The organism is Candidatus Paracaedibacter symbiosus, from assembly GCF_000757605.1.
GTDB lineage: Bacteria > Pseudomonadota > Alphaproteobacteria > Paracaedibacterales > Paracaedibacteraceae > Paracaedibacter_A > Paracaedibacter_A symbiosus.
Genome location: NZ_JQAK01000002.1, coordinates 85,099 through 105,973 on the forward strand (window position 1 = coordinate 85,099; position 20,875 = coordinate 105,973).

Here is a 20,875-nt window from a genome sequence, read left to right on the forward strand (position 1 = left end):
AGGAGGTAAGAATGTTTGCAGTATTTAAAAAAGAGATAATGATTGTTGTTTTTATGGCCATTTCTTTCTTGCTAGGTTCCTCTGGTTCTAGTGAGGCGCTAATTGAGCCACAGGAAGAATCACGTAGAGAAGAGGATAAAGATATTTAATGGAGTCAATCTTAGAGCCTGCGTGAAAAGGCTGCTGATGCTACGTCTTAAATGCCAAGTAATTTAGGATCCCAAGGTCGTAAAGTCTTAAGTAAGCTATATTCATTCAAAGATTGACATTACCAAATAAGTACTTATATAGTGTGTTATGTGGCTTTTGAAGGATTAAAAAAATGGATGCAACAACTTATACTCAGGTGCGTAAAAATTTTGCAGCAGTAATGGATCGGGTATGTGACGATCATGCTCCTGTAATTATTACGCGGCAAAATGAGCGGCCAGTCGTCATGATGTCTTTAGAAGATTATAATGCTATTGAAGAAACATTATACTTGGTAAAATCACCAAAAAATGCAGCGCGACTTGCAAAAGCTCTTCAAAGTTTAAAAGAAAAAAAGATGCAAAAGCATGAGTTGGTTGAGGTCTAGGTGAATCTTTTATTTTTGGAAGAGGCTTGGGAGGATTACCAATATTGGCTGCAAACAGACAAGGTAACATTGAAAAGAATCAACCTTCTTATTAAAGATTGCACGCGAGCTCCCTATAGTGGGATAGGAAAACCAGAGCCTCTTAAGTTTGATTTAACTGGCACTTGGTCAAGAAGAATCAATCAAGAGCATAGATTAGTTTATAAAGTAGAAGATGATAACCTTATTATCATTCAATGTCGCTATCATTATTAATGTACAAATTTTCTAAAGGACTTTTTAGGGCTTCCATACCTTAAGAGAAGTGCATAGTTCTAAAACATCTCCTAAATCGATTAATAGAATTAATGTCTGCTAATTATTATTTTTACGATTTAATAGACATTAAATCCGGACGAAATCAGCATGTATCTTAAGTTATAAATTTGCAGAATTAGTAGAGAGAAAAGTGTCTTACAGATCATTTATTTACTTGGCTATGATCCGACTTATGCTTAGAAGAATTTCCCTACCTTCCTTACTCTATCTCATTCGAAACAGCCAAGTATCTTATATATTACTCCAGAGTAGAAATTATAGAGTTGAACTTTTTATAGGAATTGAAAGATCCTTTGTCAAACTCTAATGAGGCCTAAAGCCTAAATACTTAAATATTTTATGCCGCAGCTTTGCGGACTATGGCAGGAGGACAAGAGTCGAAAACACCATACACCGTTACCAATCAATTATAGGAAACAAACTCAGATCCAAAACCCTTGAAAGTCAGATTACAGAAACTAAAATTTTCATTCAGATTTTAAATTGAATGGCAAATGTTGGTATGCTCAGAGCGACTCGGGCTGCATAGGTATTTTTCGCAAAACAGTAGAAATGTCTCTACAATTTTATTTGTGCACCACAGCCACTCCGAATTTGCAACGGGACCATTTAGAATATACTAGGCGTAAAAATTTACTATGATCTCAATGAATCCTCAATTTGTTGGGGATTTTTTGAGAGGGCATATAAATATGCTAATACTGCTGTATCTAGGTGACGTCTGTTGAGTTTCCAATTGCGTAGGGTATATAAGTTAAAACCATAGCGTACTGATAATTTTTCCTGTGTCATATTTAGCGCTTGGTGAATTGCACGTGGATTAACATCCTCTGGAATACTGATAGCTTTAATGGTTTTATGTTTAGAAATCTGCCTTTTACTTTTATAACCTTTATCAAAGTCAATTGTTTCTTTCCTCTTATTCTGATAAATCAGTTTCGTCTGATTCACTTGAATAACTACTACTAAAGTCATCCTCAACACTTTTTTCAAGATCTGTAACTGTTTGTTTCACTTGTATGTAAGCATCACCATTGTTGTAATATAGTAAGTCTGGTACGTCATTAAAATAGTAAACATTGTCAAATGGTGAATTTACCAACTTTTTCTCTGGATACAATGATAACAGTTGGTTTCTGTTAAGTATTCGTTTGCCGGGTATTGGGTTCACTTCTCCTGCATGAGAATCGCACAGAATATCATTTGTGACAGGTATATAATCTCTTGCAGCAGTAATTTTGAGAGACTCTAAGTCTATTGTTATGCTTCCGCTATCCCTGGTAGTAAATATGGGAGCGTCAGTAACCATTGGTGTTAGCGTTCCGTTATTAAAAAAAGACACGATATGTTGCGTTGTCTTCATTTTTTTCTCGGAATAATATAATAAAAGGTCTTTAATTACGTCATATCGAGGATGTTTATGCCCCAAGTGAATGCCTGCACTAATCACAACAATTTTAGGCTTAATTAATTTCAATCTTGAGAAGGTTGTACAGTCATGGGCATGAGCACCGTGGTGGCTAAGTAATAAGACATCCGAGGGTAATGCGTTTTCTTCAACTGAACCCCAAGCTTTTTTATCTGCATCTCCTGGCAATAACATTGACTTACCTTTATATACCAATTTTAGTATCATACTATCTTGATTTTTTGCTCTATTACCCCCTGCATTCACACCTAAAATTTTCACAATAGGATGCGGGATGTCCTGTTGTTTGGTAAATTGGCTGTCCTGGTTCTTTAATTTTTTTTATAGTTGCTCAAATAATAGGCTGGTGATTTGTTTATTGATTTACTATTAATTACTATTTTGTTTTGCACAAAAACTTGAAAACTGTTGTTGTATGACTCCAATTTTCCTCCCAGCACATAGAGAGCCGATTGTATATTGTACGGTTCGATTAAATTATAATGATCTTCATCAGGATGTGATATCCATACTGTTTTAACCGTATGCCCTTTAATATACTTCTGAATTTCTTTTTTGCGTGCTTTATCAGCTTGTTGTAAATACTCATCGGTTGAGATTTCGATGGTAATTGGTTCTAACCAAATAGCATCATTAATGGTACCCTGATTCTTATCGTAATTAATTTGGAATGTTTTTTCTCCCCTAGCATTATACCATTCTGCATCTGTTACCCCTGTGCTTTGTTTTCGCTCACTGCTCCCAGCATCAAACACCATTGCTTCATTTTTATATCTTGCTATAACAGTGTTTCCTTGGCCACATTCAAATACCCTGATTTCGCAAGCATTTATATTACTTTGACAAAAGAGGCACAAAATAATTAGGATTTTATCCAGAAAGGTATGCATCACATTTTTCTCCTGTTTGACACTGGGCTTATGATATCCGCAAAAATAAACATATATTAATTTGTAACTGTAAAGCTGAGAAACTTTAGAAAATACGTTAAATATAACTAATTTTTAATAAGCTTTAGCAACTCTTCAAAAAGAAACAAAAGGGGTACCATAAACGGGGTTTATTCGGGAGGACACAAGTACCCCGTTGAAAAGGCACAATTATCCTCCTTTAACACAAACGCACTTGCCGAATGAGTTCCACTTATTGAGGATGTTAGCAATAATGATGCCTGCGTGTGAGTTTTCAGTCTATACCCGATGCATCTTTTAATTCGTGAAATCTGAGCTTCAACTAAAGCCCATAGGCCATAACCATACTTTTTATGAAAAGCATAAACTGACCCTTTGTCTTTAATGTATTGCACAACTTTATCATGCCCCTTTGTGATTTCTTGACCATACACAGTAGCATTTGAAGGCGGTGGGATGGCTGGTATAATTGCGCTGTTATGAAGCTTCTCAACGCCTTCTTTGCTGTAATAAGCGCCGTCGTCAGCGATCACCTTTTCTATCGGCTTGGTTGCCTCAGCAGGAATAAGAGCATCCATCATCTTAATGTCACAGGCTTCGTAATCCGTTATTTCAACGACATGCATATTCATCTCGGGATCCATTGATAAATGCATTTTTCGCCAAGGTCTTTGAGGGTTCGATTAGCCGTCTTAAATGATTGAAATCCTAACATAGAGCGGATACGTCGTTTGATGCGTCGATGGTCTTGTTCAAGGATGTTGTTAAGATATTTTATCTGCCTATGATTAATGCTTTGGCTTAAAATGCCTTCATTCCTTAGTTCTTCAATGGCCTTAGTATAAGGAGCATGCTTATCTGTTGTAATTGAGGAAGGCATATATTTGCACTGCTTCAATACTTTCTTAAAGAATCGCTTAGCAGCTGCCAAGTCACGACTATGGGCTAGCATGAAATCGACAGTACGTCCATATTTGTCAACAGTTAGGTATAAATATTTCCATTTCCCTCTGACTTTAATGTAAGTTTCATCAACTCTTAAAAACCAAACTGAAGGCCTGGCATACCAGCGTATCCCCTTCTCAAATTCAGGAGCATAATGCTGAATCCAACGGTAAATGGTTGTGTGATCAACCTCTACCCCTCGTTCGCTAATCATTTCGGTCAATTGGCGGTAACTAATAGGGTATCTCAAATACCAACGCAAGCATTGTAAAATAATTTCGGGGAAAAATAGCGATATCTAAATTCTTTGGGTTTCAAGATGCGTTTCTTTCAGGGACTAAGTTTCCCTTAAATTAGCAACTCTTCTCAAATTTGCAACGGAACCCTTTTAAGTAAGTAGAGTTGTTTCTTCCTATGTGTACACCTCAATCTTGTATTAAAAGTAATTATCTTAGCCTCGATTAAATGGAATTACGTTATGCCGAGGGAAAGGAATTACATTACTACATAATGTAGGAATGATATAATATAAGAAAAATATGAGAGCAGAGGCGATTAAGTGATTTGAGTTAGCAGCTAAACAAGGACTGCAAGCATCTATAAACAACTTGAAATCTCTTATAGCAACATAATAAAGGAGCTTAAAAAATTTGCTCCCCCAGAAATGGGGGTAAGCCCACTGCAATTTTAGTTCAATAGAGTCTCTTTAACTTGCGGATCTAAAAAGGGTGGCTCTCACTAAAGGAGGCAGCCTGCCCTTTATCAAGCATTGCATAGAAAATCTCAGTCTTTTCACTCCCTTTTAATCATTGCTTTCTACAAAATCAGGGTATCTTTCCTCCCTATCATTCAGCCAATAAGTCTAAAATAATTTAGAAATATATTTTAAATGCTTTTTGAAATATTAAGAAAAAAATATTACTTAGTTTGGTTCAGAAGAAGTTTTGCAGTTTGGTAAGATTTCGTTAATATTTACCCTTGTATTTAGTTGTCAGCCTGCCTAGATGCAACTTAGTGTAAAATTTTTTTAGGCATTTGTGATGATTTTCTTCTTTCTTAAACGGTTGTTCACCTGGTTCTTAATCATTCAGTATAGTAGTTTAAGTTTTGCTCAGACAACCGGGGGACGAGTTGTGTTTGAGCTAAAGGATGATTCAACGGCGAATCTTCGTAGCAACAATAAGCGGATATATAGACTGCACGTGAAAGAGGAAGGATCCCAATCCGATACCTTGAGAACGAAGCTTGAGTGGGACAACTACCTCAAAAAAACACATGAGAAAGAAAATAAATCTTTTCCGATAAAGACGACGTATCAGGGGGAATCTTTACGAGTTAGTTACTCTTCAGAAGGCAATGAGCTCAAATTCCTTATCGATAGTCAAGGAGGAGTCCTGATAGATTATATGAAAGGAAGAGGGAATTTTAGTTTTTTAACGTTTGGTCAAATTAATCTCAAGAAAACCCTTTCTGCTGAGGTTCTGGACCTGAAGGGAAGCCAAATCCGAAACGAATCCCACCTTAATGTCGACGCGCTTTGCCTGGAAGCAACTGATACCACCAAAAGGAAAGACGATCCTATTATCAATTGGGCCCATGGCATTATTACCGCGCAAAGAAAAATAGATGTCATTAAGGGGGACTTCAACAATCAGGGGGGTATTCGCAGCCAAGGTAATCTCGTTATCGATCTGCATGGCAACAATTTGACAAATAATGATTGCCAACACCAACCTAATGGAATTGTGTCTAGTGCAGGGCTTGCCCTTGTTAATGCTGGAGAATTAAAAAACCTGGGAACCATTAAAGCAAATACCCTTCATGTGAGTGCGACGTCTTTAATAAATGGAGGAAAAGAGGTGGCAAAAACCACATCTTCTTCAGTGCCGAGAAAATATATTTACAAGACTGGAGTTATTTCCTCGGAAACCGCTGACATTAAGGCCGATACTTTAGAAAACAATTTGGCAAGCCAAATTCTGGCAACAAATTCTGGCTATATTCAAACGCGCAAAAACTTACATAATAAAGGATTTATAGGTGAGGAAAAGCCTAACAGCACTTGGGTGATAGGGTCGGAAGGTAGCATTACTAATGACGGGAAGTTACAGGCTGAATGGCTAACCTTAGAGGCTCTTGGCTTATTACGGAATAACCATCAGATCGAGGGAAGATCTTTCCTGGATTTGTCAGGCGGTTCATTGAGCAATAGCAATAAAGGGCGTATAACAGGACAGCAAAAACTTCAGCTTTCAGATTTTAGCAAAGTCGACAATTTTGGCGTCATTAAGGGAGATAAAATAGCTAATTTATTGAATCTGGGAGCCGTTAACAATCAGGGAACGATTGACTGTAGCAGTGCGGTTCTTAACTTTAAGGCGCGTTCCTTAACAACAGATGGCTTGATCCATGCAAGAATTGCCTTCATGGACTTGGAGAATGAGCTTCTGGCTAGGAACTTAATAAAAGCGGAGAACTTACTGCGAATAAAGGCAGGAAGGCTTATTAATAAGACCACCCTTTCAGGCAGCAATATCGTCATTAGCACTCACGAGCAATTTGAAAACCACAATGCCATTGTCTCTCAAAATGAACTTAAGATGACTCTGGCAGGGAAATCGGTTAATGATGGAAAACTGGAAGCAGGGACGGATATCTCTCTTACAACCTATGGCACCTTTACAAACCATAAAAATATCACCCTCACTTCTGGCAAGAAATTCATTATTGAGGGAACTGGCACATTTGCCAATCATGCCACTATTATAGCAGATGTGTTTTCTATTCTAAGTATGGGAGAGGTTAGCAATAATGGAACAATCAAAGGTAAGACAGGCACATGGACGATTGGTGATTTAACCAATACAAAGATCATTGACTTTACCAATACGCTCAATTTAACGCTCACAAAGGGCAGTAATAGTGGGGATTTAACTGCCAACACCTTGACAATCCTTATCCACCAGCTGCTAACGAATACAGGCGAGTTAAAAGCCACAACAGCTTTCACCATGAAGGGCGACGGGCAGTTTACAAATAAAAATAAGGTTGAATCAACCAATCAACTCACTTTTGAAGACCTTGCCAAAGTAACCAATGCTGCAGGTATGATTGTCGGAAAAGATGTTAGCTTTGTTACAGTTGGGACAGTAGATAACCAATCAACAGTAAAATCACACCAGAGCCTTGAACTTACAGAACTGCGAAAACTTCTCAATAGCGGAACCATCCATGCGCAAACAGGCACATGGACGATTAACTACCTAAACAATTCCAAGAATATCATTATTGGTGAACTTCTAACCCTAGCCACAAAAACGGGTATCAATAGTGGAGAATTGACGGCCAAGGACTTCAACTTTACGCTTGAAGAATGGTTTATAAATAACAAGCTTCTGCGAGCAAAAAGGCAACTGACCATAAAAGGTCCTGGAGAGCTGACGAATACAAGCAACCTGGAATCAGAAGATATTCTTAACCTGGAAAGTTTAGGAAAATTAATTAACCAGGCAGACATCAAAGGTAAGACAGGCACATGGACAGTCGGCGATTTAACGAATACAAAAATTATCAACTTTACCGATGAGCTTAATTTAACGCTCACAACGGGCAGCAATAGTGATGATTTGAGTGCCAACATCCTGACAATTCTTATACATCAGCTACTAACAAATACGGGCGCGTTAAAAGCCACTACAGCTCTGACCGTGAAGGGGGCCGGTGAATTCAGGAATGATAAGACAGTTCTATCCAGCAATCAACTTTCCTTTGAAGGACTTGCCAAAGTCGTCAATACAAATGAGATAGATGGTAATAATATTGACTTTACTGCTGTTGGAAATCTAGAAAATCAGGCAAAAATTCATGCTAATTCCAAGATTAGCTTTAAAAATTTAACAAAATTGGCCAACACGCCTACTGGGCTTATCCGCGGTAATATGGGCTTGGCTTTAGAGTCTGTTAAGGAAGGAGATAACGAAGGGAAGATAGAATCCTCTGGCTTACTCAGCGTATCTAATACCCACTTTAACAATGCGCCACAAGCCCATATCTTAGCAAGAAACGGTGTAAATATTGATCCTCATTCAAGCATCATCAATGAAGGATTGGTTAATACCGGTGGACTTCTAAGTGGTAATCTTGAGCAGACATTTAGGCAAAACCAGGGGACATGGAGCCATACAGGTTTTGTTGATCCTTTGAGTCATGAGCTTCAACTAAATGGAATTACAGTTTGGCAAATTGCAGCTGGAGAAACCGAAGGACAGACTTCACAACAGCCCTTAAAAATCATTAACAATGGCGAGGCTTTCTTCCGTAACGGAGGACTCCAGGCAAAAGGGCCATTGCAGGTAGTCAACAATAAAAAATTGACTTTATCTGGCGCCAAAGCGCAGCGGTTTCAAAGTTTGATAAACCACAAAGACCTGCATTTAGAGGCGGATACAGAAAATTCCTATCGGGAGTGGAGCATTACCTCCAACGCCGATCAAAGTGTTAGCTTTACACCCGTTACCTCAGGAATGATGGCAACAAACGCTGGTAACAGTTCTTCTTTTATCAACAATGGAACCCTCCATACCCCTCTTAATCTCACGTACCATCTCCAATCTCCTTTTGGGAAAGCCGATGTTAAAGGGGATCTGGAGTATTTGAATCGCACTATTTCCTTAGAAGAACTTTTAGGATTGAGCTGCAATGGAACTGTTACGGCCAACATTGCAGGCGGTAGGCTGGTAGGGAATGCCCATATAAGCACAATCCATCACCTAAACCTCAGATGTAATCAGCCTCTCACTATAGTTAGTGAACTCAAAGTCCCAGCTTTAACTCTTGCATCAACAGCGCCTATAAAGTTGGGAGAGGGGCACCAATTTGCCCATATTCAAACGACGGAGGGGAATCTTATACTCTCCGCACCCAGCATCATTGCTCCAGTTGTGAAGCTTGATTCAGCCGCTGATCTGGATATCAAAACCCCCGCAGGCAGCATGAAACTCGGAGATTTTGTGGAAAAAACTCCGGATGAGGCGAAAAAGCTGGGACCATGGGGTGGCGGTGTGACGATGAATGATCACTTCCAACCAACGGGAGAAAACACCTATCGGGCTAGCAATGGATCTATCTTGAATGCAGGTCGCCGTCTTAATCTGGAGGGGCAAAGACTAGATGTGTCTTATTGCATCTTGTTCAGCCAACTAGAAACGAAAATAACCAGCTCTATGCCTCTTAATTTACTGTCTATTATTTTAAATGGGCATGGGGATTTACGCATCCAAGCACCTCAGATCAAGTTTAATTTTGCCGGCACCAAGAAGGCGCAAAGGACCACGGATTATCAAGCTCTGGAGAGAAAAGGATGGTTTAACTTCGTAACGGTCACGAAGCAAAAAAATATTGCCTATGATTATCTTGTCTCTGAGCCCACTAAGCTTCTTCACCAAGGAGATGTTTACCTCAATGGCCAACAGATAGATTTTGTGGGCACCCCCTTCACCTTCAAAAAAATTCATATCAATGGTCAAACTTATGATGAAAAAACTATACCCCCTTTCTCTGCTGTTCGCCTGATTCCCATTCTTTTGGGGGAAAAGGATCGGGATCATTATTATACGACGCTTAAATATCATAAAGTTAGCGGCGGGTATTTAAATAGATCGGAGAAAAATGCTCAGAGAACTATTACATTCGCATCAGTCGCACGTGACTTGGCTCCTATGCCCCCTCTACCACAAATTAAAGATTTCCCTCCAGGAGTTGGAGGTGGAATAGCCTATGTTTTCACATTAATTATGCTCACAAACCCCTATGGAGGCTTTTTTGGGTTTGGAAAAAAATTAAAAAAAAGGATCCCAGGCTTCTACGGCGAATTTGATGTTCCCAACGCCACTGTAGCCGAGATTGATGCTCTTGGGCGCTATGAGTCTTCCATATGGATGGCAAACGAGATTCGGCGTTGCCATCAAACAGGGGATGTTTTCAGATATTGGTCAGGACCAGCTATAACCCCGAAGTTTGTATTTGATGAAGCGGAAATAAACATCGCCAATTTCCAAGGACAAATGACAATGGATGGGACAGATGTGTCTGTCAATGCCTCCACAATCGACCTTTACAATAGCAGTACGCGACAAATTGATGAGGTACTGAAAGCCCTAGATATTGATCTTGGCAACACGCCCCAGGCAGTCTTCCTGGATTTTGTTCAAAATTCTCTTGGGCATGGGCTCGTTGGTCATCATCTGTCCATCTCTGATTTGCCCGCCGTGACCTTTATGGCGCTGTCTCCCAAGGACAAAATGGGCCAACCTATAGGCATCAGATTGTCCCGTATCAACCTGCATGTGCCCATTGATCTTGTCGTCATGGCGGCTATGGCAGACCATGCAAAACGTGTTCATTATAGAGGAATGAGTGGTGAAGATTTATTGATGCATATCATGAATCATTCCAGACGGCTTCGACAGCTTCAGTACGCCTCCAGTTCTCCCAAGGCTCTTGCCTATGAAGAAATGGCCGCAGACAATCAGCTCGCCCTCTATGCTGCCAACGATAACGATCCTGACTCTGAAGACGGAAAAGTTTACCTGCACATTCCCGTCAATGCGCAAAATCGCCATTCCCAACCAGGAGATCTTGTTATTGAGAATGCTAAACTCAATGCGGCCAACGATAATACGCTACGAGATCAACGCCTTGTTGTGGGGCAAGAAGCATCTCTCACAGGCAAAAATTTGACGCTGGAATCAACGGCCAAACCGTCTACACAAAATAACGTTGTCACCTACACACCCCATGCACCCATGACGGCAATCGGAGATCCACTGGCTAAATTAACCTTGGATGCGGGGCATACCTCTCGCTTAACCGGAACAACGGTTGAAGGATTTAGCGACATCAAGAATAAGGCAGGAGTTGCGACCGAAACAACCGCTTTGAAGATGAAAAATAAAAACAATGGGTTTGAAGGCAACACAACAACTCATACGGTCGAAGACCATCACCTGCTCACTACGATCAAATCGCCTGGCACTTGCACAGAAATAGCGCCTGAACATATTCATGAAGGAACTTTATATCAAGCCTCAGTTAACCAGTTTGTGGGCAAAAAAGCTAAAGCAAAATCGGTGGTTGATTATACGAACACAACGACCAAAGAGATAAAAAGCAGCTGGTGTAAGACGACACAAACAACCAGCCACACCCAGACGCCCACAAGTGCAAGTCAGCCTACCTATCGAAACATCACGATTTTGGATGTCGATACCTATGAGGGCGAAGGAGCGGTCTTCCAAGGGATCACCTACGATCGGACAAAGTTGATGACGTTGAAGCCGGCGATTGCTACGGCTCTCTCCACCTTTGAGACAAACAGCGACTGGTTAGGCGTCACGAGTGGAGTCAAGGTCGACCAAGGGCAGGAGCAGATGATTCAGCCACGCATTGAGGGTGAGTTTATCTCCACACGCCATGAAAAGGATGCCGACAACATCCTCCACTTGACCTCAACGATTCTGAATCTGCACAAATCCCAGATTGACAAGGATGTTCGCAAAGACACCTATCAGCTCAGAAACTGGTACCATGAGGAAACCACAGGCAATGCACCTATCGTGGGAACTGTTGTGTCGTTGTTGGTGGCGGTAACTACCTGGGGCGTTGGCACTGCATTGGCCGAGGCCTTCATCCAAAATGCAGTGTTGCAAGCAATGGCGACGGCTTCCTTTGTTACTGTATGCTCCTCAACGGCCGCCAGTATTGTGACACATCAAGGGGATCTTGGAAAAGTCACCAAGGATCTATTCAGTGCAGGTATGCTGAAGAATGTGGCCCTGTCTGCGGCCACAGCCGGGATCATGAAGGGGCTGCAGGCTAAGTTCCCTGCCTTAAACGCCAAGGGTGGGCTGCAGCAGCGTTTCATGTATCACATGGTGCGTAACAGCGTGCAGCTGCATCTGGATATCGCCCTTAATGGCGGTAGCTATGAAAAGCTGGCCAAAAGCGCAGGGCTTCAGGCGGCTGTGTCGGCAATGGGTGGATATCTCAGCAACGAGATAGGCAACCTTCTCGAGGACGGCGATATTGACCGCCTGTCCCACAAGTTGTTTCATGGGGCTGTCGGCGCGTTGGCGAGCACAGCGATGGGTGAGAAACCAGCTGCTGGCGCTCTTGGAGCCATGGTGGCCGAAACGGTGGCTGAAATAGTACAGGATACTAAACTTCCCGAATTGGAAAGACGCTTTGAGAAAAAAGCCGATGAGTGGCGCCAAGTTTCACCTGACGGGCGATTGAGTGCGGCTCAGGAAGTCTTGTGGCGTCAAGACTTTGACAAAGCCTACGATCGCCTGAAGGAAGACTGCGCGAACATTGGCCGTTACGCTGCTATAGGAGCCGCTGTCCTCGCTAAACAAAACCCTTCCGCTGTGTACGATGCTGCAAACACGGCTTTAACAGAAAACTTTGTTAAGCATGGCCTAAAAGCCTTAAGGATTGCCGGATTGACTCTTAGCGGCTATGAGATTATCGATGCTTATAGGACGGAGGGTCCTGAGGCAGCGCTCTACAAACTCGGCGAGATTGGTCTGATCACCGTGGCAATTGGTGTGGGCGGCAAGATTACTTACGAAATAGGTGGCATAGCCTGTCAAAATGCCGTGCGAGCTTGGGATTTAGCCTGTAAGCAATACCCGACTCTGTGGAAGATAACTCAAACTATCTATCAGGGTGTCGATGGGGTCAAAAACAGTGGGTTGTATCAGAAAGGTGCAGCTCTGATAGACAAAGGGATGACGGTCGCGACCAGCACCGACGTCTATCAAGCGGTATCAAATAATAAGGCCATCCAAGGCGTTGGCAAGGTCATAGATGCCGCTGATTCCGTGGTTGAGGGGGCTCTACAACTTGGGGGCCATGTCGCGACTAAAGGTATTAAGTATCTTACAGGAGGTGGGGTTAAAGAGGCAGTAGGTGGAAGAACGACGCAGCTCGGGCGTAATCTCGAAACTGGGCAACTGGAACAGAAGGGAAAGGACAGACTACATGCATCTAGAAGTAGTTCTTCTTCGTCTGTGGAAGGCAAATCCAGTGCTAAAAACGTCGCTAACTATGAAAGATATAAAACTGAGTTGCGGAGGGAAGAAGAACTCAGGAACAGGATTATAAGTGGTGATAAAACACCTTTGAAAAAAGAAGAAAATACCGAACTCCTTGGATTTAAAGGAAATAATCCTAGAGTCAAAGACATTAATAAAAATACAGGTAAAATAGAGTTGCATACAGATTCAACTCAATCAGCGTCCTCGCTTTATCGCCAACAAGTTCGCCAATTCGAACAGGAAGGGATTCATGGACAATCAGTTACACGCCGGTTTATAACGGAGAATAACAAATCTGCATTAGAAACAAAATTTGATAGTGGTTCACGGGTCGGTATACGTTCTGAAGGAAAATCAGGTCAACCAAAAGTTGACATAAAAGATATCTACCGTAACATTGAAGAAAAAATCACAGTCCATTTACCAAAAGGGGAATAAAGGTGGCTCTATCTATTGATAAAGATTTACTTGTATATGAGTTTGACACAGAGACTGGCATAACTTTTGTAGATGTTATTAAGTCTCATATTTCACCTGATCGTGAAAGGATGCTTGAGTTGCTTTCTCTCCTTGAAAAAGGTGAAATAGGCAACTACGAAATTGGTGATACAATGGATGAGATTTGGGATGAAATAGAAGATGAATGTCAGACTATTTTAGGTATTATTAATAAAAAAATATTGAAATTACAAATTTTCAACCTAAAGATCTAGATTTAACAAAGTACAGGAATGCACTTGATTGGACAGTGTGGTCTCTGCTTTGGAGTGCTGGTATGAGTCCTCTTCTCGCTGACGATGTCCCTTTTATTCGAGAGTTTCTTAATTGCCCTGTGGGGCAAGAAAAAGAAGCAGAGGAGAAATGGTATGATTACTGGTCTAAAGTAGATTTCTCAAAACGCTATGATATCGCGCCGAGGTAAGAGAATTCTGTTAGTGGGAGCAGGAGTGGGGAAGCATTCGCTGGATGCTTCCTTTTAATTTGAGCAGCTATTTATTGTCTCAACCGCCAGTGCATTGAAGCGGATTGTGACGGATTCTGAAAGGCCTGTGCCCTTAACGGTGGTGACACTTTGTTAAAACTCTCAAAAGAGACTATGCATATGTATCAGACCTAAGCTCAGCAAAAAAAGTTATGGAGCAACTGAACGAATGGTTTTGATCTTCCCCTCAAAAACTGGACAAAAGCTTCTTATAATTGTGCAGTTCCAACCCTAAGTAATACAGATTAAAAGAAATTGTCCTATAATCGGCGGAATATAATTACATTACTGTTAGTTGAAGTCATGTTGATGCCGTTTTTATCATCCAGCATGTCACCACCTGATGATTTAATATCCGATCTATCCAATACTTCTTTGTTGATGTTTTGGCTGTTTTGTTGAGGAAACTTAAGAAGCTTAAAGTCTCGATGTATGTCTTTTGTTTCATCCTGTAGAAAAATGTTAAATCGACGGAGGGCTTTTGTTACGGGGGAAACCTTTCCATTATTCAACAAGCTGTCTTTGTTCATTTTATTCTCCTTAGGTGTATGTTTTTCTTTTTACTTGCCATACATGGAGCCTATTTTAAAAAATTAAATACCAAAAAACCTACTTTTTCGCCTTTTTTAAAAAAAGTCTTCTGAGTTTTCAGAGAAAAAATTTTTATATTAAATTCAAAGAAATAAGTTTATTCAAAATTAAGAAAACATATACTTAACAAGGTAAAGGATTAGCTTTATGGGCGCGTCGTTCATTGTCTGTAACGGAGGTTTGTCAATCACCGTCACAAACACCCTTTTTAAAAAGGGGTGCTCTCCTTAACAGACAATGTTACGAACAACTGCATCTCAAGAAATCTCCACGTCATATTCTTCTTGTGTTTTAATATCAGTTAGAGTTGCCCTTAATTTAAGAAATTTGAGTCTGACTTTTCTTTTTTGCATGTTTGCGCATGTAACAACCAGGTTTTTCGCTGCCAACGGAGAAATTTCTCCTTCACCTTCTTCATCAAAAAAGGAAAGCGGTACGGATAAAATTTTGGAGAATTCAAAAAGCCGGCCTGCGGGAATGCGATCAATACCCTTTTCGTACTTGTGCACCTGTTGATACGTTACCCCCAACATATTAGCCAAGTCTGACTGATTTAATCCTATTTCAATCCGCCGTTCGCGTAATTTTTTAGCTATATAAAGATCTTTGGCGCTGCTGCTTCTTTTGTTTTTAGCTGAAGGGTCATTAGCCATTGTTATTTCCTTCTGCTTTGAGGGAAAGGAATTACATTTCCCATGCTAGGGTTGACATCTTCGGTTTTTAAAGTGACGCAGGGCAGCAGCATTCCTCGTGGATGATTTTGTAAGAAATCTTTGATGTAACGATCCTCTCTTTGCGCTTGCCACAGCTCCTGTTTTAGTCTGGTTTTAATAGTCTCTACCTTTTCTTCTAAGAATTCCCGAGTCTCTGGCGTATTGTAAACAGTAAAAGAACTTTTGCTTCCTTCTCGTGTATCCAAAGACGCAGTAGCATCAAAAAAACTTTCAAAATCGGTAAGATGGGTTGCATCAGCTTGAGACAGCATAAAGAGTATTTCGCAAGCATAGCATTGTTCAGCACACGCAAACAAAATCACCAGAGCTTGTACCACAATTTCAAGAAGGGCGGCATTATTGAGGTTTTGGCTTAAATATTTTAACTGCGCATTACGTGCTAGTGTAAATTTTGTTACGCGAAGCGTGCCCTCGAGTTGTTCCATTTTCATTGAAAGGGAGAACCCCGTTTCCTGTTGAGATAAAACAACCGTGGAAAGTCCCTTTTTTACTGTATAGGAAAATACTGTGCTTTGGCCTGAAATAAAGGATGCTTTTGGTGTTGTAATTGGTCTTTTATCTTGACTATTTTTCAATGGGGTATTCATTTGGTTTTTCCTAAATCTTAGATAAGGGTGATGAGGTTGAGGATATACTTTGCTCTAAAAGGGCATGTAGCTCACAATAATTCTGAAAACTTATAAGGTTTGTTGGCAAATACAGCTGATGGACGCTTTTGGGCGATAGTTCCACAAAACTGAATAAATCAACGAAGTCCTTCAGCCAATGCTTCTGCAACTCTGTTAGTGGGGTTATTTCTTCTTGGGAAAGAAGAATAAGCGCGCCGGGGAGCTGATGGAACATGCTAAACCTATAAAGTTCTTCGAGAGCTTTGCTGATCAACTTGAGGAAATGCCTTTCAAATAATCTTGAATAGCACTGATCTTTGTTGAATTTAACGTTTTGACAGACAAGGATTTCTTCTCCGACAACTAAAATATCTGAGAGGAAAAGAGGCGCGCTTTTTATGACAAGATCGGCCTCTCCCTCAAAGCCAAAGAAGTTATCTTCGCCTGTAAAATAAAACTCTTTATCAGAGCGTGGTTTTGGACGAATCTGAAAAGAAGAAGCTTTCCTACTTTCCTTGTTATCTAAAATGTCCATGTGCTCGTTTTTCTCGTTGTTTAAGTGCTACTCCAGCTTTAATAGGGATTGTTGAAAAAAATAGGTAATTAAAAAGACTATTTTCAGCTGTGAGTAAAATAGACAACTATTTTTTAAAAAAACTAGGTTTTGAGCCAAAAAATGAAAAAATAAGGTAAAAGGAGATTAATAGTTGTAAAATTTTTATTTATAAGATAGCTGGAATAAAATTTTTTCTTTTATTTTTTAGAAGTAATTTATCTTAAAGGTTCCAAAAAATGTTTCTTTTTTAAAGTTTATTACTCAACCAAAAGTTAAATTCTAACGCATAAATTTTAAATTTAAGGTTAATTTATCCTTGAAATATTTTTAAGAGAAGTCTTAAAGTGAGGGCGGGTAAGCTTGAGGGTAAGCTTGAGGGTAAGCTTGAGGGTAAGAGTTATAGAATGAAAATAAGTAAGGTAAAAGCCATCTCTCACAGATCTTGGAGTTATCCATAAACTTTATTACTAGGTAATTAAATTTTTGAAAAAAGAGAAAGAAAAATGATTATAAAAAAAATAAAAGTTATTTCTCAGAGACCTTGGACTTATCCCTGAGTTTTGTAGCGACTAATAAGAAACTTTTCAAGTGTTTTAACAACTTTAACTAATTTAAGTGAAACAGGATAAACAATATACATTTTTTCTGGCGGAGAGTGCACCAGAGGAAGTATTTGGATTAATTTATTTGCTTTTAAAAGTTCTGAGTCAAAAGATAAAGCAATAATTCCTAAATTTTTAGTTGCTGCTTTATAAAGGCACTCTACTGAGTTAACAACCATATAAGGTTTACGAGGAGATTGATTCTCCTCACGACCAATCTTAAGAATCCATTCTGTTTTACCATAAGGTAGAGGGCGATAAGGGTTATTAAAGGATATAAAACGATGATTTTCTAAATCCTCAAGAGCTTTTGGAATTCCTCTTTCCCTAAGATATTCTGGGCTTGCGTAAAGGTGCTGAGTGCGGGTAGTTAAAAAGGTCTGAATAAGAGTATCTCCTCCAAGAGAATCAAAGTTTCTTATACTGATATCTGCTTCTCTAGTTTTAAGGTCAAGGCTCTCATCATTACATATTAAGTTAATTTCTACTTCTGGATAAAGGTTGGCAAAATCAGCTATATGTTCGAATAGACTAGTACTTGCCATTCCAAATCCTGTAGTTAATTTAAGTTGTCCGCTTACTTCATTCTTTTTTTGTTGTATTGCTGTGATGGCATTCTCTGCTTCAATAATCATGTTCCGTGCATGGTGGAAGAGAGTTTCTCCATCCTCTGTCAAAATCACTCCTCGAGCATTACGGATAAAAAGCTTTGTTTTTAAAGAGTGTTCCAGAATAGAAATAGAACGTCCTATGGCGGATTGGGTAACATTGAGCCGCTTGGAGGCTTTGTTGAAGCTTCCTTCTTGGGCAACTGTATAGAAAACTTTGATTTTATCCCATTCCATACCACACACTCCTTTACTTTGAGGACATATAAGAAAAAGTTTTACCATGCCAAAAGCTTAAAATTAGTAAGACCATAGCACAGGCAAAAGCAATTTCAGTGGTGATGGCAAATACTTGTGTGAAATTTTCTACCGACGAAACAGGGGCGCTAGAGCTTGAAGACGCTTTCAAGAAAATAGATTTACTCAACCAAACGGCAAGATAATGACCATAAGCAGCGGCAAGGTACCATAAGCCGATAACAATCCCTTTCTTCTGTTGAGGGGCAAATTTCGTTGCTAAAGAAAGGGTGATTGGTACAATGCACAATTCACCTAATGCATGAAAAAGAAAAGCACCTACAATCCACCAAACACCTGGGCTTGTGGATTCTGTCACAAAGAAAGTGCTCAACCATAGAACACTAAAGCCAATGGCAATAACAGCAAACCCTATGGCTAATTGCTTTAAAGGGGATAAGTTAACTGAAAGGTTAAGCAGTCGACTAAGGAGAAATCCAATGGTGATGGTAAATAAAGGATTGAGACCTAGAAACAGAGACGAGGGTAGATTTTCGAACCCGCCGATGCTTCGGTTAATATGCTTTTCGATAAAAAGAGTTACAGAGCCGCCCGCTTGCTCAAACAGAGCCGCAAAAAGGCAAAACAAGAAGATGACAAGAAACATGAGGAGAGTGTTCTTCTTGTTCTCAGAGGAGATATATAAATAACCTAAGTAAATGCCAACCAGAGGGGTGAGGTAAAGAATAAGATAATCCATCCACTGAGGAAAATTGAGGAAGTAATATATAAAAACGCTACTTGCCAATCCTCCCGCACTAAATAATATAATTTTCAGCCAGTTAAGGCTGAGAGAAAAGGTATCTGAGGTATATCTAAACGCAAAGAATAACCCTATCAAAGCACTAAAGAGACAGGCAGTAAAGCTAATTTGCCAGCCATAGATTTGCTTGAGAATTCCGCATAGAAAAGGGGCGAGCGCTGATCCAACATTAATCATGACATAATAGAATGTATAACCAGAACTACGATTTTGGTCTTTCCCAACATACAGCTGATCTATTAAATAAGGGATGGTAGGCTTAAAGAGACCTTGACCAACGATTAAAACCACTAAGCCATAAAGAAAAGTTTGCCCATAGGGCAGAGATATTAAAAGGGTGCCAAGGCATGTTATAGTAACACCAATTCTTAAATTAAAGGTACTAGACCAATACTTATCTATAAGCAACCCTCCAATAAGGGGAGCTAAATATAAGAAGGCCATTGTGTTGCCATAAAGGGTGAGAGCCTGGGAATCTGAGAAAAACATGCCTTGCGTAAAATAAAGAACAAGAAGAGAACGTATACCGTAAAAAGTAAAGCTTTGGAGCAGTTGGATAAAACTTAATTGGTAAAGGGAAGCAGGATTATTGGTTATATTTAAGGGAGGGCGCATGTTGAGAACTCCTGACTTGTCTCCATAAGTAACAAGATATATAGTTAAGCAAAATAAAGTAACCTTTACTTTATTTTTACCAAAATAAACTTAATAAAAATAAAATGACATACATCCCTTTTCCTTCTTTGAAAACCTGCTGGTATAATGACAAGTCTGGTTTTACGCTTTCCCTTCCTTGGGTAACTTTAGAAATTGACGTCACAAGAGAAGATTTTCCTTGGATAGAAAAAGCAATAGACTTCTTACATATAGACAACAATAACGAGGAAGTACAAAAGTTTCTGGGGATCCTAAGTGATCATTCTGTTGCCTACATTAATCCTCGCACGGAACTTAAAAATGCAAGAATAATGCCTAATGAGGTTTTACAGGCCATTCCCCTACAGACTCCATGGGAGCTTGCCGGATGGGTATTAAGAGGGAGCGATTCTTCCCTTCACAATCTACAGCTTAGTCTTCAGTGGCAATGGCGTTTGGAAGAAATTTGTCAAGTCTCTCAAATTGAGGGAACAGACTTTTATGATCCTGTAACGGTTATAACCTTTTTAAGAGGGTTGATGTTGGAAGCTGATGCAACAACAGATCAATTCAGAGTAAACCTTCCCAATAGTCTAGACCTCCTAAGACAGCATGATGAGAAGAAATTTTTTGAGTTTATGAAAGGAATGCTCAGGCAAACCCATTATATTACGCAAAAATTCCAGGAATATGCACCTACAAGCCTGGGTAATTTTCCTGAAGCAGCTGATGAGATCACTCAATTTTTAAAAGAGGAAAAAGGCCACGACAAGCTCATGGAACATTCTCTTAAGGTTTTAGGGTGCGAAAACCCAACAGAAATTGATCCTTCTTTAGAAACGACTCTCACCATGGATATCTTTAAAAAAGCTATAGAAATTTGCCCTATGGCTTTTGTCGCTATGGTTGGATTTTTTGAAGGAGGGGAGTACGGTGAGTCAGATCCTATAGCCGACATTTTAAAAAAATCCTCTTTGCCGGAAGCTGCATTAGGCTATCAACGTCACTTTGAGATCAACAGACAAGAAAATCACAATAATATGGTTTATACTCTGGCACAAAAACTTCCTTTGCAAACTTATGAAAGTGTTCTTTTTACAGTACGGGCATTAGAGCTAGTTTGCTACCTTGCTAGCTCTTCTGACCGAGTATTAGCGATGAGAGCAGAAGCTTTAATAGAACTTGGTTAAGAAATTTATATTTCCTGATCGGTTTAATTGAAT

General features: G+C 39.9%; 18 protein-coding genes. 7 read left to right on the plus strand and 11 right to left on the minus strand.

Translation table 11 applies throughout. The features are described from left to right. Window positions 1-11 precede the first annotated feature (11 nt). From IG80_RS15120 to IG80_RS0107980, 3 genes are all read left to right on the plus strand, one after another. Window positions 12-149 carry a hypothetical protein gene (locus IG80_RS15120; protein WP_156962124.1) on the plus strand — a complete coding sequence of 46 codons (138 nt, stop codon included), beginning with the start codon at window positions 12-14 and terminating at the stop codon, window positions 147-149. Between the two features lie 173 nt (window positions 150-322). Further along, entirely contained in the window at window positions 323-577 is a 255-nt protein-coding gene (locus tag IG80_RS0107975; RefSeq protein ID WP_032113544.1) for a type II toxin-antitoxin system Phd/YefM family antitoxin, read from the plus strand. Then, on the plus strand, window positions 578-832 hold the full coding sequence (locus IG80_RS0107980) for a Txe/YoeB family addiction module toxin (protein WP_032113545.1): 255 nt from the start codon (window positions 578-580) through the stop codon (window positions 830-832). 699 nt (window positions 833-1,531) lie between these two features. Here the strand turns inward: IG80_RS0107980 and IG80_RS13375 are convergent. From IG80_RS13375 to IG80_RS12565, 5 genes are all read right to left on the minus strand, one after another. Continuing rightward, window positions 1,532-1,870 carry a helix-turn-helix domain-containing protein gene (locus IG80_RS13375; protein WP_156962125.1) on the minus strand — a complete coding sequence of 113 codons (339 nt, stop codon included), beginning with the start codon at window positions 1,868-1,870 and terminating at the stop codon, window positions 1,532-1,534. Continuing rightward, the gene (locus tag IG80_RS0107990) at window positions 1,815-2,585 is read right to left on the minus strand and encodes a ComEC/Rec2 family competence protein (protein ID WP_156962126.1); all 771 of its coding nucleotides are present in this window, start codon (window positions 2,583-2,585) and stop codon (window positions 1,815-1,817) included. The genes IG80_RS13375 and IG80_RS0107990 overlap by 56 nt, the downstream gene beginning before the upstream one ends. Window positions 2,586-2,635: 50 nt before the next feature. Further along, window positions 2,636-3,217 carry a hypothetical protein gene (locus tag IG80_RS0107995; protein ID WP_156962127.1) on the minus strand — a complete coding sequence of 194 codons (582 nt, stop codon included), beginning with the start codon at window positions 3,215-3,217 and terminating at the stop codon, window positions 2,636-2,638. A gap of 167 nt (window positions 3,218-3,384) precedes the next feature. Then, a complete protein-coding gene (locus IG80_RS0108000; protein ID WP_232224374.1) occupies window positions 3,385-3,867 on the minus strand; it encodes a hypothetical protein in 483 nt (160 codons plus the stop codon). After that, window positions 3,864-4,478, minus strand: coding sequence for an IS6 family transposase (locus tag IG80_RS12565; protein ID WP_156962128.1), 615 nt, complete (start codon window positions 4,476-4,478; stop codon window positions 3,864-3,866). Before IG80_RS12565 ends, IG80_RS0108000 begins: the two co-directional genes overlap by 4 nt. Before the next feature lie 742 nt (window positions 4,479-5,220). On the opposite strand from IG80_RS12565, the gene IG80_RS0108010 reads away from it, so the two are divergent. The 3 genes from IG80_RS0108010 (at window position 5,221) to IG80_RS15125 (ending at window position 14,197) form a co-directional block, all read left to right on the plus strand. Then, window positions 5,221-13,713, plus strand: coding sequence for a DUF637 domain-containing protein (locus IG80_RS0108010; RefSeq protein ID WP_032113548.1), 8,493 nt, complete (start codon window positions 5,221-5,223; stop codon window positions 13,711-13,713). A gap of 2 nt (window positions 13,714-13,715) precedes the next feature. Beyond that, window positions 13,716-13,988 carry a hypothetical protein gene (locus tag IG80_RS0108015; protein ID WP_032113549.1) on the plus strand — a complete coding sequence of 91 codons (273 nt, stop codon included), beginning with the start codon at window positions 13,716-13,718 and terminating at the stop codon, window positions 13,986-13,988. Window positions 13,989-14,050: 62 nt separating this feature from the next. Beyond that, a complete protein-coding gene (locus IG80_RS15125; RefSeq protein ID WP_156962129.1) occupies window positions 14,051-14,197 on the plus strand; it encodes a hypothetical protein in 147 nt (48 codons plus the stop codon). 320 nt (window positions 14,198-14,517) lie between these two features. On the opposite strand, the gene IG80_RS0108020 is transcribed toward IG80_RS15125, so the two are convergent. The 6 genes from IG80_RS0108020 to IG80_RS0108045 all read right to left on the minus strand — a co-directional run bounded on the left by IG80_RS0108020 (window position 14,518) and on the right by IG80_RS0108045 (window position 19,631). Further along, on the minus strand, window positions 14,518-14,787 hold the full coding sequence (locus IG80_RS0108020; RefSeq protein WP_032113550.1) for a hypothetical protein: 270 nt from the start codon (window positions 14,785-14,787) through the stop codon (window positions 14,518-14,520). Window positions 14,788-15,105: 318 nt separating this feature from the next. Next, window positions 15,106-15,501: a helix-turn-helix domain-containing protein gene (locus IG80_RS0108025; protein ID WP_052046265.1), complete on the minus strand. Its 396-nt coding sequence runs from the start codon at window positions 15,499-15,501 to the stop codon at window positions 15,106-15,108. 2 nt (window positions 15,502-15,503) lie between these two features. Continuing rightward, entirely contained in the window at window positions 15,504-16,169 is a 666-nt protein-coding gene (locus IG80_RS0108030; RefSeq protein ID WP_032113551.1) for a hypothetical protein, read from the minus strand. A gap of 10 nt (window positions 16,170-16,179) precedes the next feature. Continuing rightward, window positions 16,180-16,725, minus strand: coding sequence for a hypothetical protein (locus tag IG80_RS0108035; RefSeq protein WP_032113552.1), 546 nt, complete (start codon window positions 16,723-16,725; stop codon window positions 16,180-16,182). 568 nt (window positions 16,726-17,293) lie between these two features. Next, on the minus strand, window positions 17,294-18,193 hold the full coding sequence (locus tag IG80_RS0108040; protein ID WP_032113553.1) for a LysR family transcriptional regulator: 900 nt from the start codon (window positions 18,191-18,193) through the stop codon (window positions 17,294-17,296). Between the two features lie 13 nt (window positions 18,194-18,206). Then, window positions 18,207-19,631: a peptide MFS transporter gene (locus IG80_RS0108045; RefSeq protein ID WP_032113554.1), complete on the minus strand. Its 1,425-nt coding sequence runs from the start codon at window positions 19,629-19,631 to the stop codon at window positions 18,207-18,209. Between the two features lie 104 nt (window positions 19,632-19,735). Here IG80_RS0108045 and IG80_RS0108050 point away from each other — a divergent pair, with 104 nt between their 5' ends. Continuing rightward, a complete protein-coding gene (locus IG80_RS0108050) occupies window positions 19,736-20,842 on the plus strand; it encodes a hypothetical protein (RefSeq protein WP_032113555.1) in 1,107 nt (368 codons plus the stop codon). Window positions 20,843-20,875 lie beyond the last annotated feature (33 nt).

Bases quoted from the DNA above. Each gene is read 5' to 3' on its own strand.
- IG80_RS13375 (WP_156962125.1), bottom strand. From the start codon at position 1,870: ATGACTTTAGTAGTAGTTATTCAAGTGAATCAGACGAAACTGATTTAT.
- IG80_RS0108040 (WP_032113553.1), bottom strand. From the start codon at position 18,193: ATGGAATGGGATAAAATCAAAGTTTTCTATACAGTTGCCCAAGAAGGA.
- IG80_RS0108050 (WP_032113555.1), top strand. From the start codon at position 19,736: ATGACATACATCCCTTTTCCTTCTTTGAAAACCTGCTGGTATAATGAC.
- IG80_RS0107975 (WP_032113544.1), top strand. From the start codon at position 323: ATGGATGCAACAACTTATACTCAGGTGCGTAAAAATTTTGCAGCAGTA.
- IG80_RS15125 (WP_156962129.1), top strand. From the start codon at position 14,051: ATGAGTCCTCTTCTCGCTGACGATGTCCCTTTTATTCGAGAGTTTCTT.
- IG80_RS0108010 (WP_032113548.1), top strand. From the start codon at position 5,221: ATGATTTTCTTCTTTCTTAAACGGTTGTTCACCTGGTTCTTAATCATT.
- IG80_RS0108030 (WP_032113551.1), bottom strand. From the start codon at position 16,169: ATGAATACCCCATTGAAAAATAGTCAAGATAAAAGACCAATTACAACA.
- IG80_RS0108045 (WP_032113554.1), bottom strand. From the start codon at position 19,631: ATGCGCCCTCCCTTAAATATAACCAATAATCCTGCTTCCCTTTACCAA.
- IG80_RS15120 (WP_156962124.1), top strand. From the start codon at position 12: ATGTTTGCAGTATTTAAAAAAGAGATAATGATTGTTGTTTTTATGGCC.
- IG80_RS0108000 (WP_232224374.1), bottom strand. From the start codon at position 3,867: ATGAATATGCATGTCGTTGAAATAACGGATTACGAAGCCTGTGACATT.
- IG80_RS0108025 (WP_052046265.1), bottom strand. From the start codon at position 15,501: ATGGCTAATGACCCTTCAGCTAAAAACAAAAGAAGCAGCAGCGCCAAA.
- IG80_RS0108035 (WP_032113552.1), bottom strand. From the start codon at position 16,725: ATGGACATTTTAGATAACAAGGAAAGTAGGAAAGCTTCTTCTTTTCAG.
- IG80_RS0108020 (WP_032113550.1), bottom strand. From the start codon at position 14,787: ATGAACAAAGACAGCTTGTTGAATAATGGAAAGGTTTCCCCCGTAACA.